The sequence below is a fragment of the Gammaproteobacteria bacterium genome (assembly GCA_017999615.1).
Lineage (GTDB): Bacteria > Pseudomonadota > Gammaproteobacteria > JAABTG01 > JAABTG01 > JAGNLM01.
On record JAGNLM010000001.1, the window covers coordinates 181,864 to 194,003 of the forward strand.

11 protein-coding genes are annotated in these 12,140 nt (G+C 71.5%); 6 read left to right on the forward strand and 5 right to left on the reverse strand.

Features of this window, described 5'->3' with window-relative positions:
- Positions 1 to 157: 157 nt before the first annotated feature.
- Positions 158 to 484 (reverse strand): thioredoxin TrxA, encoded by a 327-nt coding sequence (gene trxA / locus KA217_00860; protein MBP7711003.1) that lies wholly within the window; start codon positions 482 to 484, stop codon positions 158 to 160.
- 91 nt (positions 485 to 575) lie between these two features.
- Between trxA and KA217_00865 the strand changes: the two genes are divergently transcribed.
- Positions 576 to 2,231: a DEAD/DEAH box helicase gene (locus tag KA217_00865; protein ID MBP7711004.1), complete on the forward strand. Its 1,656-nt coding sequence runs from the start codon at positions 576 to 578 to the stop codon at positions 2,229 to 2,231.
- Between the two features lie 52 nt (positions 2,232 to 2,283).
- Here KA217_00865 and KA217_00870 read toward each other — a convergent pair whose 3' ends face one another.
- The gene (locus KA217_00870; GenBank protein MBP7711005.1) at positions 2,284 to 2,961 is read right to left on the reverse strand and encodes an alpha/beta fold hydrolase; all 678 of its coding nucleotides are present in this window, start codon (positions 2,959 to 2,961) and stop codon (positions 2,284 to 2,286) included.
- Between the two features lie 579 nt (positions 2,962 to 3,540).
- On the opposite strand from KA217_00870, the gene glnA reads away from it, so the two are divergent.
- The 5 genes from glnA to KA217_00895 all read left to right on the forward strand — a co-directional run bounded on the left by glnA (position 3,541) and on the right by KA217_00895 (position 9,646).
- Positions 3,541 to 4,950, forward strand: coding sequence for a glutamate--ammonia ligase (gene glnA, locus KA217_00875; GenBank protein MBP7711006.1), 1,410 nt, complete (start codon positions 3,541 to 3,543; stop codon positions 4,948 to 4,950).
- A 112-nt stretch (positions 4,951 to 5,062) separates the two neighbouring features.
- The gene (locus KA217_00880; GenBank protein MBP7711007.1) at positions 5,063 to 5,590 is read left to right on the forward strand and encodes a DUF4124 domain-containing protein; all 528 of its coding nucleotides are present in this window, start codon (positions 5,063 to 5,065) and stop codon (positions 5,588 to 5,590) included.
- Positions 5,590 to 6,663 (forward strand): nitrogen regulation protein NR(II), encoded by a 1,074-nt coding sequence (gene glnL / locus KA217_00885; GenBank protein ID MBP7711008.1) that lies wholly within the window; start codon positions 5,590 to 5,592, stop codon positions 6,661 to 6,663. The genes KA217_00880 and glnL overlap by 1 nt, the downstream gene beginning before the upstream one ends.
- Positions 6,660 to 8,066, forward strand: coding sequence for a nitrogen regulation protein NR(I) (ntrC, locus tag KA217_00890; protein ID MBP7711009.1), 1,407 nt, complete (start codon positions 6,660 to 6,662; stop codon positions 8,064 to 8,066). The genes glnL and ntrC overlap by 4 nt, the downstream gene beginning before the upstream one ends.
- 140 nt (positions 8,067 to 8,206) lie before the next feature.
- Positions 8,207 to 9,646 carry an exopolyphosphatase gene (locus KA217_00895; GenBank protein MBP7711010.1) on the forward strand — a complete coding sequence of 480 codons (1,440 nt, stop codon included), beginning with the start codon at positions 8,207 to 8,209 and terminating at the stop codon, positions 9,644 to 9,646.
- Positions 9,647 to 9,658: 12 nt separating this feature from the next.
- On the opposite strand, the gene hemB is transcribed toward KA217_00895, so the two are convergent.
- From hemB to KA217_00910, 3 genes are all read right to left on the reverse strand, one after another.
- Positions 9,659 to 10,666 (reverse strand): porphobilinogen synthase, encoded by a 1,008-nt coding sequence (hemB, locus tag KA217_00900; GenBank protein MBP7711011.1) that lies wholly within the window; start codon positions 10,664 to 10,666, stop codon positions 9,659 to 9,661.
- Between the two features lie 2 nt (positions 10,667 to 10,668).
- Positions 10,669 to 11,364 (reverse strand): AAA family ATPase, encoded by a 696-nt coding sequence (locus tag KA217_00905; GenBank protein MBP7711012.1) that lies wholly within the window; start codon positions 11,362 to 11,364, stop codon positions 10,669 to 10,671.
- A 63-nt stretch (positions 11,365 to 11,427) separates the two neighbouring features.
- Positions 11,428 to 12,075, reverse strand: a complete 648-nt coding sequence (locus tag KA217_00910; protein MBP7711013.1) for a hypothetical protein — start codon at positions 12,073 to 12,075, stop codon at positions 11,428 to 11,430.
- Between the last annotated feature and the right edge of the window lie 65 nt (positions 12,076 to 12,140).

Consider the following 12,140-nt stretch of genomic DNA (forward strand, 5'->3'; position numbering starts at 1 on the left):
TAGGCACCACACCGGCTGCCACGCCGAGAGTCGTGACGCCGGGGGCGACGGTTGTTGGAGGGCGCTGGTTAGGGAGAGGATTCAGCGTTTGTGCTAAAGGCTAGCACTCCCTCCGGGAGGCGTCCAGCAACACGGGGGATGCCGGACGTGCCGGCGACTAGATATGGCTCTCGATGAACGCGGACAACTGCGACTTGGAGACCGCCCCTACCTTCGTGGCCTCCACGCTCCCGTTCTTGAAGAGCATGAGGGTCGGGATCCCGCGGATGCCGTAACGGGGCGGGGTGACGGGGTTCTCGTCGATGTTCAGCTTCGCCACGGTCAGCCGGCCGGAGTACTCCTTCGCGATCTCCTCGAGCACCGGCGCGATCATCTTGCAGGGGCCGCACCACTCGGCCCAGTAATCGATGAGGACGGGCTTCTCAGACTTCAGGACATCGTGATCGAACGAGTGGTCGGTGATGGACCTGATCAGGTCGCTCATGTACAGGCGTCTCCTCCGGTAGGCAGATACTTTTGATTATACCGGACAAAGCACTGCAAGTGAGCGTCCCTTTTCGGATATCCTGTGCCCCATGGCCGACGACAGTTATCTGACAGACGTAGAGATTGCCAGCCTCGGGCTGGTGGAGCCCCTGCTGCGGGGTGCCGAGGACGCGGGGTTCCACCTCTGCACCCGGATCCAGGCCGAGGCCATGCCCGTCGCGCTGGCCGGGCGGGACGTGGCGGGTCAGGCGCAGACGGGGACCGGGAAGACCGCCGCCTTCCTCCTGGCCGCGATGCAGTACTTGCTGACGCGTCCGGCGGCGCCGGACCACCGGCCTGGCCAGCCGCGGGTGTTCATCCTGGCGCCGACCCGGGAGCTCGCGGTCCAGATCGGCCGGGACGCCGAGGTCCTCGGGCGCCACACCGGACTGCGCACCGTCGTGGTGTACGGTGGCGAGGGGTACGACCAGCAGCGCGAGGCGCTCCGCCAGGGCGTCGACGTGCTGGTGGGCACGCCGGGGCGCGTCATCGACTACTTTCGCCAGCACGTCTTCTCGCTCTCTGGGGTGCAGGTCGCGATCCTGGACGAGGCGGACCGGATGTTCGACCTGGGCTTCCTGAAGGACATCCGTTTCCTCCTGCGCCGTCTCCCGCCCCCCGAGTCGCGGCTCAACATGCTGTTCTCGGCGACCCTGTCCTACCGGGTGACGGAGCTCGCCTACGAGCACATGAACAACCCCACCATCGTGAACGTGGCGCCCTCGCGGATCACGGCCGAGAACGTCACGCAGGTGCTCTACCACACCGCGGTGGAGGAGAAGCTCAAAGTGCTCGTGGGGCTCATGCGCCGCATGGACCCGAAGCGCAGCCTGGTGTTCACGAATACCCGGCGGGCCGCGGAGCGGGTCCGGGACATGCTGGTGGGGAACGGCTTCGACGCGGAGGTGCTCTCCGGGGACGTGCCCCAGCGCACGCGGCTGAAGCTGCTGGGGCGCTTCACGAGCGGCGAGCTGCCGGTCCTGGTGGCGACGGACGTCGCGGCCCGCGGGCTGCACATCCCCGAGGTGAGCCACGTCTTCAACTACGACCTGCCCCAGGACGCCCAGGACTACGTCCACCGCATCGGGCGCACCGCGCGGGCGGGCGCCACGGGGGACGCGGTCAGCCTCGCCTGCGACGAGTATGTATTCTCCCTGCCGGAGATCGAGGCCTTCATCGGCCACAAGATCCCGGTGGTTCCGGTGACCGACGACCTCCTGACGAAGCTCGCGCCCCCGGTGCGAGGCGAGCGCCGCGAGCGCGTCCAGCGCGGGCGCCCGGGCGAAGGCCGCGGCGGCGGGCGCCCCGGGGAGCGTGGGCGCCCGGGGGAGCGTGCGCGTTCAGGGGAGCGTGGGCGGGGGCCACGGGGCGCGCCGCGGTCCGCGAGCGGGGGTGTGCCGCAGGCGGTCCCGGCGGGGGAGTCTTCCGGCGGGGCCGGGGGGCGAGAGGCGGGCGAACCGGCCCAGTCCTCCGGCGGCGGAGCCGCGCGGGGAGGGCGCAGGCGGCGGGCGGCCAGGCCAGCGGAGCCCTCTGCAGGGGCGCCGACCACCGGGACGGCGAGTGCCGGGGCGGCGAATATTGGGGAGACGAGCGCCGGGGAGGCGCGCAAGCCCCGGCGTCGGCGCCGGCGCAAGGCCCCCTCCGGCGCGGCGCCCGGCGAGTCCTCGTCCTCGGGACCCGGTCCGGGGGGTAGCCCGGGAGGCTAGTCCGGGTGCAGGGGGGTGCCCGGGACCGGCCCGGGGGCTTCGCGCTTCGGCCTCAGCCCAGATGGCTCCTCAGCCAGCGGTCGACGTCCGAGCCCTCCTCGGGGGACACCGAGTGCGCCATGGGGTAACGCCGGTACTCCACCTGATAGCCGGCCCCCGTCAGGGCGCGGGCGGATTCGTCCCCCAGGCCCACCGGTATGACGGGGTCCTGGTCCCCGTGGCCGACGAACACGGGCAGGCCCCGGTTCGCGGCCGAGGCCTCCGCCTCCAGCCGGTCCGGCAGGGCCAGGTAGGTGGACAGCCCGATGAGCCCCGCCAGTCGCTCCGGGTAGCGCAGCCCGGTCTCCAGTGCCACGACCCCGCCCTGGGAAAAACCGGCGATGACGACCCGCTGGGGCGGAATGCCGCGCGCGGTCTCTGCCCGCAGGAGTGCGGTCACGCGGGCCACGGACTCGTCGATCCCGCGCTCGTCCCGATCCCGGCCGAAGTCGGTGTGGAGGACGTCGCACCAGGCGCGCATCACGTAGCCGCGGTAGACCCGGATGGGGCGCGCCGGGGCGTGGGGCAGGACCACCCGCAGGCCGCGCCCGGTGAGCCCCAACTCCCGGACGAAGGGCACGAAGTCGTGGCCGTCGGCGCCCAGGCCGTGGAGCCAGACGACGAGCCCCGTCGCGGGGACAGGGGGCTCGAGGGTGACGCCGTCCTCGGTCTCGGTGAGTCGCTCGCGCATGGGGAGACTGTGCCTGCTGAGGGCGAAGCCCGCAAGGTCCGGGCCGAAGAATGCGCCGCCCCGGCCCGGCTCACCGCGTGACCCACCGCGCTATACTGGCACGCCATGCGCTCCGCCACGAACCCCGGTTCTCCTTTCCAAGGCCCCGCGCGACTCCTCGGTGTGCTCGCGCTGGCCCTCGGGGCGGCCGCCTGCGGCATGCGGGGCGACCTCTATCTACCGCCCCCACCTCCGCCCGCGCTCCCGGCGCCTGCCGGTGCCGGTGAGGTCCGTGCGCCCCAGCCGGCGGCGCCCGCCGAGGCGCGGGCGCCGGAGCCTGCCCCCTGAGGATTGCCCCAGTTTGGTGCGCCCCGGGGCCGCGCGCACGTTCGTGGTGCGTCCCCGCTGGTGCTGCGGACGTCTCCAGGGCCCGCGGGGGAGTCCGGACCCTGCTGGCAGGCCCCCGAGACCCCTCGGGCGGCGGCTGGCACAGTATATGCTGTAGACCCTTCGACCTTGCGTTGCTGGACCGGCTGCCCGGGTGGCGGAGCAGCCGGCCGGCTCGACCTCACTGAAGACGCCCGATTGGGGAGGACTCTCATGACCGCTGACGACGTGCTGAAGACGATCCAGGAGAAGGGGGTGAAGTTCGTCGACCTGCGCTTCACGGACACGCGCGGCAAGGAACAGCACGTGACCCTGCCGGCGCACACGGTTGACGCCGACATGTTCGAGGACGGCAAGATGTTCGACGGGTCCTCGATTGCCGGTTGGAAGGGGATCCAGGAGTCCGACATGATCCTGATGCCCGAGGCCGGCACCGCGGTCATGGACCCGTTCTCGGACGAGCCGACGATGGTCGTGCGCTGCGACATCATCGAGCCGAGCACGATGCAGGGGTACGACCGCGACCCGCGCTCGCTCGCCAAGCGCGCCGAGGCCTATCTGAAGTCGACCGGCATCGCGGACGCGGCGCTGTTCGGGCCGGAGCCCGAGTTCTTCATCTTCGACGACGTGCGCTGGGGTGCGGACATCTCCGGCTGCTTCTACAAGGTGGACGCGGAAGAGGCCTCCTGGAACTCCGAGCGGGTGAGCCCCGACGGCAACCTGGGGCACCGCCCCGGCGTGAAGGGCGGCTATTTCCCCGTGCCCCCGGTCGACGCGCTGCACGACATCCGCTCGGCGATGTGCCTCGCCATGGAAGAGATGGGCGTCGTGGTGGAGGTCCATCACCACGAGGTCGCGACCGCGGGCCAGTGCGAGATCGGCACCCGGTTCGACAGCCTGGTGAAGCGCGCCGACGCGACCCAGAACATGAAGTACGCGATCTGGAACGTGGCGAAGTCCTACGGCAAGACCGTGACCTTCATGCCGAAGCCGCTGGTGGGGGACAACGGCAGCGGCATGCACGTGCACCAGTCGCTCGCGAAGGGCGGCAAGAACCTCTTCGCCGGGGACCTCTACGCGGGCCTCTCCGAGACCGCCCTCTATTACATCGGCGGGATCATCAAGCACGCGAAGGCGCTGAACGCCATCACCAACCCTTCGACCAACAGCTACAAGCGCCTGGTGCCGGGCTTCGAGGCGCCGGTCATGCTGGCCTACTCGGCCCGCAACCGCTCGGCCTCCATCCGCATCCCCTACGTGACCAACCCCAAGGCGCGGCGCATCGAGGTCCGCTTCCCCGACCCGACCGCCAATCCCTACCTCGCGTTCTCCGCGATGATGATGGCGGGGCTCGACGGGATCCTCCACAAGATCCACCCGGGTGACCCGATCGACAAGGACCTCTACGACCTGCCGCCCGAGGAGGAGAAGGCCATTCCCCAGGTCTGCTTCTCCCTGGAGCAGGCCCTCGAGGCGCTCGACCGGGACCGCGAGTTCCTGAAGGTGGGCGGGGTGTTCTCGGATGACCTGATCGACGCGTACATCAAGCTCAAGATGGACGACGTGACCCGCGTGCGGATGACGACGCACCCGGTGGAGTTCGACCTCTACTACAGCCTGTAACCGACGGGGGCGGGCGGGCTTTGCCCGTCCGCCCCTGCGACCCCGGGTGGGGGTGACGGCCCCAGGGTCCCTTTTTTTTCGGGTTTCCATGGGCTATCGTCCGTGCATGCGCGTGTGGTCCGCACTGGTGCTCCTCTCCGTCACGGCGCTCGCGAGCGCCCAGGTGTACCGCTCGGTCGGGCCGGACGGGTCGGTGGAATTCTCGGACTTCCCGATGACCACGAACGCCACGGTGATCGATGTGCAGCCCGCGCAGACGGCGCCCATGGGCGCTCCTGTGCGGCGCCCGGCGGCGGTGGCCGCGCCCGCGGCCGAGCCCCGCACCGCGTACCGTCGGTTCGAGATCCTGAGCCCGGGGCCGGACGAGGCCGTTCGGGCCAACGACGGGAACGTCTCCGTCGCGCTGGCCCTCGAGCCGCCCCTCTCGCCCGGGCATCGTGTGGTGGTCCGGGTCGACGGCCAGCCGGCCGGGGGCGCGGAAGGGTCGCTCGGCGTGACGCTGGAGAACCTGAGCCGCGGTACGCACCAGCTGGACGCCCTGGTGGTCAACTCCGGTGGCGAGACGGTGGCGAGCGCAGGCCCGGTCACGTTCCACGTCCTTCGGGTGCACCGGCCGGCGCCGCGCCCCCAGCCTCACTGATCGCCCCTCTCCCTGCCACGCTGAACAGCGCCCAGGTCATCGTCGACAACCTGGCGACGGCCGTCCTGCTCTTCGACGCCCGGCCCCGCCTGGTGGCGGCCAATCCCTCCGCCGAGGCGCTGCTGGGGGCGAGCTCGCGCAAGCTGCAGGGCCTGGGGCCCGAGGAGCTTTTTCCCGGGGCCGAGGCCTGGGTGCGCCTCCTCTCCCACGCGCTGGAGGCCGGGCAGCCCTTCACCGAGCGGGAGGTGCCGCTGGAACGGCCAGGTCTCGAGGCGGCCGTCGTCGACTGCACCGTGACCCCGGTCTTCGACGAGAGGCGGGTGACGGGCCTCCTCGTGGAGATGGTGCCGGTGGACCGGCACCGCCGGCTCGCCCGCGAGGAGCAGGCCCTCGAGCAGGGCCAGACCATCCACCTCCTGCTCCGGGGACTCGCCCACGAGATCCGCAACCCCCTCGGGGGCCTGCGGGGGGCGGCCCAGCTGCTCGAGCGGGAGCTGGGCGATCCGGAGCTCCGGGAGTACACGCAGGTCATCATCGGTGAGGCCGACCGCCTGCAGGCCCTGCTCGACCGGCTCCTCGGGCCGAGGCGCCTGCCCCACAAACGGCCCGTGAACATCCACGAGGTGGTCGACCGGGTCTGCACCCTCGCCCGGGCGGAGGCCCCCGCGGGGGTGCGCATCCGCCGTGACTACGACCCCAGCATCCCCGAGGTGGTGGCCGACTCCGACCTGCTCATCCAGGCGACCCTGAACGTCGTGCGCAACGCCGTGCAGGCCGTCGGCGCCGAGGGGCTCGTCACGGTGCGCACGCGGGTGCAGCGGCAGGTGACCATCGGCCAGAGGTTCCATCGCCTCGCCCTGCGCCTCGAGGTGATCGACGACGGGCCCGGGGTGCCCCCCGAGATCCTGGACCGGATCTTCTACCCGATGGTGTCGGGCCGGGCCGGCGGCACAGGCCTCGGGCTCTCCATCGCCCAATCGCTGGTCCAGCAGCACGGCGGCCTCGTCCACTGCAGCTCGCGCCCGGGCGAGACGGTCATGACCATCCTGCTGCCCCTGGAGGACTCGGAGTGACGGGACGGGAGACGGTGTGGGTGGTCGACGACGACCGCTCGATCCGCTGGGTGCTCGAGAAGGTGCTGCGCCAGGCGGGGATGGAGGTCACCACGTTCGCGGGCGGCGGCGGGGTCCTGGAACGTCTGGAGGGGGGCCCCCCCGACGTCGTCGTCTCGGACATCCGGATGCCGGACCGCGACGGCCTCGACCTGCTGAGGGAGATCGGAAGCCGTTTTCCGGACCTGCCGGTCATCATCATGACGGCCTACTCGGACCTCGACAGCGCCGTCGCGGCCTACCAGGGGGGGGCGTTCGAGTACCTCCCGAAGCCCTTCGACGTGGACGAGGCGGTGGAGCTGGTCCGTAAGGCCGCCGCCCGGCGCAAGGGAACCGCCGCCGAGGGCCAGGCGGGCGGCGGGGAGGGGGGGGAGATCCTCGGCTCGGCGCCCTCGATGCAGGAGGTGTTCCGGGCCATCGGGCGGCTCTCGCGCTCGAGCATCACCGTGCTCATCACCGGCGAGTCCGGGACGGGCAAGGAGCTGGTCGCCCGCGCCCTGCACCGCCACAGCCCCCGGGCGGACCGGCCCTTCGTGGCCCTCAACACCGCGGCGATCCCCCGCGACCTGCTGGAGTCGGAGCTCTTCGGCCACGAGCGTGGGGCCTTCACCGGCGCCCAGGCCCAGCGCCGGGGGCGGTTCGAGCAGGCGGACGGGGGAACGCTCTTCCTCGACGAGATCGGCGACATGCCCGTCGAGCTCCAGACCCGCCTCCTGCGGGTGCTGTCCGACGGCGAGTTCTACCGCGTGGGGGGGCCGGCCCCGGTCCGGGTGGACGTGCGGGTGATCGCGGCGACCCACCAGGACCTCGAGCGGCGGGTCCGCCAGGGGCTCTTCCGCGAGGACCTCTTTCACCGCCTGAACGTCATCCGCGTGCACGTCCCGCCCCTGCGCGAGCGCAGCGGGGACGTGCCCCCGCTGGCCCGCCACTTCCTGGAGGCGGCGGCGCGGGAGCTGCGGGTGGAGCCCAAACAAATGCGGTCCGAGGTCGAGGCCTACCTCGCCGGTCTGGAGTGGCCCGGCAACGTGCGCCAGCTGGAGAACACCTGCCGCTGGCTCACGGTCATGGCCACGGGCCGGGAGATCCACCTGGAGGACCTGCCGGTGGAGCTCCGGCAGAAGGGGGAGGAGGGGGTGCGTCCGGGCTGGGAGGCCGAGCTGCGCCGCTGGGCCCAGGGGCGCCTCGCGCGGGGCGAGGGGGGGCTGCTCGAGGAGGCCCTGCCGCTGCTGGAGCGGACCCTGGTGGAGGCCGCCCTGGCGCACACCGGTGGCCGGCGCCAGGACGCCGCGAGGCTGCTCGGCTGGGGCCGCAATACTCTCACGCGCAAGCTGAAGGAAATGGGCATGGGGAGCGAGGACGGCTAGGGGTACACTGCGCGCCCCGGCGGCAACCGCCGCCCTCCAGCCAGACGAGACGAGGTGGGCCCGTGGCCCGCGCCAATTCCCGAGACGCCGCACCCTGCGACACCCTGGCCGCCGTCGACCTGGGGTCCAACAGCTTCCACATGGTCGTCGCGCAGGTCTGCGACGGCGGGGCGCTGCAGGTGGTCGACCAGCTCCGCGAGCAACTCCAGCTCGCGGCGGGCCTGGACGACGACCGCCGGCTGTCCCCCGAGTCCCGGGACCGCGCCCTGGCGTGCCTGGAGCGCTTCGGGGAGCGGCTGGGCGGCCTGCGCAGGGGCAAGGTCCGGGCGGTGGGGACCAACACGCTGCGCACCATGCGCGGGAGCGCGGAGTTCCTCGTCGCGGCCGAGCGGGCGCTGGGCCACCCGATCGAGGTCATCGCCGGGCACGAGGAGGCCCGCCTCATCTATCTCGGCGTTGCCCACACCCTGGCGGACGACGGGGGGCGGCGGCTGGTCGTGGACATCGGGGGCGGGAGCACCGAGCTCATCATCGGGCAGCGCTTCGAGCCGCGTCACCAGGAGAGCCTCTACCTCGGGTGTGTCACCGCGTCGCGCGCGCACTTCCCGGGCGGGGTTCTCAGCGAGGGGGCGTTCCAGCGCGCCCAGATCGCGGCCCGGCTGGAGCTGGAGTCGGTCGAGCGACACTTCCGGCGCGTGGGGTGGGACGACTGCATCGGCTCGTCGGGGACGGTCAAGGCCGTGCGCTCCGTGCTGGTCGCGAACGGCTGGAGCGCGGGCACGATCACCCGCAAGGGCCTCGAGAGGGTCCGCCGCGCGCTGGTTCGGGCCGGAAACGTCGAGGCCCTGGCGATGGACGGGCTCTCCCGGGAGAGGACGGGGATCCTGCCCGGAGGCCTGGCGATCCTGACCGCGGTCTTCGACTCGCTCGGGGTCCGCGAGATGAAGGTGTCGGACGGGGCCCTGCGCGAGGGGCTCCTCTACGACCTGCTCGGGCGGATCGGGCACGAGGACGTTCGGGAGCGCACCATCGCCGCCGTGGCCCGCCGTTACCAGGTCTCCCAGCGCTTCGCCGAGCGCGTGGCGCAGACCGCGGAGGCCTGCCGGGCCCAGGTCGAGGCGGTCTGGGACCTGGCGGGGGAGGAGCAGGGCAAGATGCTGCAGTGGGCGGCCCGGTTGCACGAGGTCGGGTTGGCGGTCTCCCACCAGGGTTACCACAAGCACGGGGCCTACCTGTTGCGCTACTCGGACCTGCCGGGTTTTTCCCGAGAGGACCAGACGGTGTTGAGCCTCCTCATCCGGGGCCAGCGCCGGCGCTTTCCGAGGGAGGAGCTGGCGGAGTTGCCCGAGGCGGCGGTGAAGCCCGCCACCCGGATGTGCGTGCTGCTGCGCCTGGCGGTCCTGCTCAACCACGGACGCAGCCCGGAGCCGCTCCCCGCCTTCCGGTTGGCGGCGGGGGACGACTCCCTGGAGCTGGTGTTTCCGGACGGCTGGCTCGACCGGCACCCGCTCACCCGCGCAAACCTGGAGCAGGAGGCGGAGTCCCTGAAGGCGGAGCGGCTGCGGCTGACCTTCGGGTAGGGCCGGCTCGACTCAGCCTTCCCGCAGCCAGGCAGCGGCGCGCCGCGCGAAGTAGGTCAGGATGCCGTCCGCCCCGGCGCGCTTGATGCAGGCGAGGGCCTCCAGCACGACGGCGCGCTCCTCGAGCCAACCGTTGCGCGCAGCGGCGGTCAGCATCGCGTATTCGCCGCTCACCTGATAGACGTAGGTGGGGGCGCCGAAGTGGTCCTTCACGCGCCGCACGATGTCCAGATAGGGCATGCCCGGCTTGACCATCACCATGTCGGCGCCCTCGGCCAGGTCCAGGGCGACCTCCCTCAGGGCCTCGTCCGAGTTGCCGGGGTCCATCTGGTAGCTGTACTTGTTGCCGGCCCCGAGGCTCGCCTTCGAGCCCACGGCGTCGCGGAACGGGCCGTAGTAGCTGGACGCGTACTTCGCCGAGTATGCCAGGATGCGGGTGTTGCGGTGCCCGGCGCGCTCCAGGGCGTCGCGGACCTCGCCGATCCGGCCGTCCATCATGTCGGAGGGGGCGACCACGTCGGCGCCCGCGTCGGCGTGGGAGAGGGCCTGGCGCACCAGCACCTCGACGGTCTCGTCGTTCAGCACGTAGCCGGAGTCGTCGATGAGGCCGTCCTGGCCGTGGGTGGTGAAGGGGTCGAGCGCCACGTCGGTGACCACCCCGAGCTCGGGGAAGCGTGCCTTGAGGGCGCGCACGGCGCGCTGCGCGAGACCCTCCGGATTGAAAGCCTCCCGGGCGTCCAGGGTCTTGCAGTCCCCGGGGGTGACCGGGAACAGGGCGATGGCGGGCACTCCGAGGCGCAGGAGCTCCTCGGCCTCGCGCAGGAGTCCATCGATGGAGAGGCGCTCCACCCCCGGCATCGATTCGACGACCTCCCGCCGCCCCTCGCCCTCGAGCACGAAATAGGGTGCGATCAGGTCGTCGGCGGTGACCCGCGTCTCGCGCATCAGCCGGCGGGAGAAGTCGTCGCGGCGCATGCGCCGCATCCGCGTGCGCGGAAAGCCTCCGGGAAATCCGTCCATGCTCAGTGCTCCGGGACCTGCTCGCGCTGCGGCCGCCGTTGGCCCCTGCGCGCTGCGGGCTGCTTCACGAAGTGGGGATAGAGGACCGAGGCGAGCCGGTTGAACTCCCATGCCGCCTTGCCGGAGGGCTCCAGCTCGAAGACGGCGAGGCCCTCGCTGAACGAGCGGCGGAACATCATGCGCTGGGCGAGGCGCGTGCGCAGCGCCGTCACGCCGGGCAGCGAGCTCAACGCCTCCTCGGCCTCGTTCGACTCGCGAACGGAGATGTGGGTGTCGGCCCGGTTCAGGAAGGTCAGGATCTCGGGGCGCCGGTCGCTGCGCAGCGCCTCCACGATGATGTTGAGGAATCGCTGCGTGGACCAGATGTCGGCCTGGCTCGGGGTCACCGGGACGAGGATGCGGTCAGCCATGTTGATGGCCTGGCGCATCGCCCAGAGGTTGGAGGCCCCCACGTCCACCAGGACCTCCCCGCCGTGGCGGCGCAGGATCGCCGCCGGGTCGTTCTCGGCGCGGTAGACCGTGATGGGGGGCTCGAAGCCCTCCTCGCGGCGGACCTCGGCCACGTCGCTCAGCGTCGCCTGGGGGTCGAGGTCGAACGCGACCGCGTTGGCGTCGTGGTAGACGAGCCACAGCGCGAGGTTGAAGGTGACGGTGCTCTTGCCCGAGCCGCCCTTCAGATTGCCGATCACCGTGATCATGCGCGCGTCACCGCTCGCTTGCCCGTGGGGCGAGGCTTGCCCGCCCCACGGACGGACTGTCCTTCACTTTACCGCGTGGGGCGCGGCCGGCGCTCCGGCCTGACCCTGGGGCGGGCGCTGGGGCAGCTCGACCTTCTTGTAGTCGGCGGGCACGACGAAGAGGTCCGCCGGCTGCGGGCCCTCCGTCACGTCACGCAGCTCGGTCTGCGCGCCGCCCTGGAACTCCGCCCGGATCGGTGTGCGCAGGCGCTGGTCCACCCACATCACCGAGCGGAAGGAGTCCTTGCCCTGGACCGCGATCACCTCCCATTTGTCGGTGGCCCGGCTGTTCACGCTCTCGCTGCCGAGCTTGGTGCACTTCAGCCCGCTGTCCTTCTGCTGACAGGGGTGCCCGGCCTCGTCCGGCATGGGGGGCCGGCCCGCCGCGGCGGTTCCCGCCCCGGGTCCCTTCATCTCGACGTACTCCTTGCGGTCGGGGTTCAGGATCCACGCCGTGTTCTTTTCCCCGTCGGTGATCGTGATGCGGGTCTGCCCCTCCTGCACGGCCTCCTGGCGCATCTTGTTCTTCGACACGTAGAGCTTGCCGGTCACCGTGCCCTTCTGCGGCATGGTCTGTACCGCCGTGGCCGAGAAGTCCACGTCCGAAGGCGCCGCCCACACTCCGGTCAACGGAAGTGCCAGGGCCGCGAGTGCGAGAAACCTTGTACGCATGTTGCTTCTCTCCGTTACGTTCTTCAAAAACCTGGCTGTCGCACGTGGTGCCGGCGAAGCCGAAT